The sequence below is a fragment of the Brevibacillus sp. MER 51 genome, from assembly GCF_023714195.1.
Taxonomy (GTDB): Bacteria; Bacillota; Bacilli; order Brevibacillales; family Brevibacillaceae; genus Brevibacillus.
Map to the genome: position 1 here is coordinate 1 of NZ_JAMAUS010000085.1, position 260 is coordinate 260.

1 rRNA gene is annotated in these 260 nt (G+C 49.6%); it reads right to left on the minus strand.

Annotated elements, in window-relative coordinates:
- Positions 1 to 150: 150 nt before the first annotated feature.
- Positions 151 to 260: ribosomal RNA gene (rrf, locus tag M3630_RS30780) — 5S ribosomal RNA — on the minus strand; the annotation flags it as partial.

Here is a 260-nt window from a genome sequence, read left to right on the forward strand (position 1 = left end):
CAAGGCATCCACCGTGTGCCCTTAGTAACTTAACCACATTGGTTAGCACTAAAAAGTACTTACAGTTAATATCTTAGCAATTTCATGCAGTATCCAGTTTTCAAGGAACAAAACTTCGTTTTTGTTGGATAGCTACTCGCAAGAGTAACTGCCTGGCAACGTCCTACTCTCCCGGCTCCCTGCGGAGCAAGTACCATCGGCGCTGGAGGGCTTAACGGCCGTGTTCGGCATGGGAACGGGTGTGTCCCCTCCGCCATCAT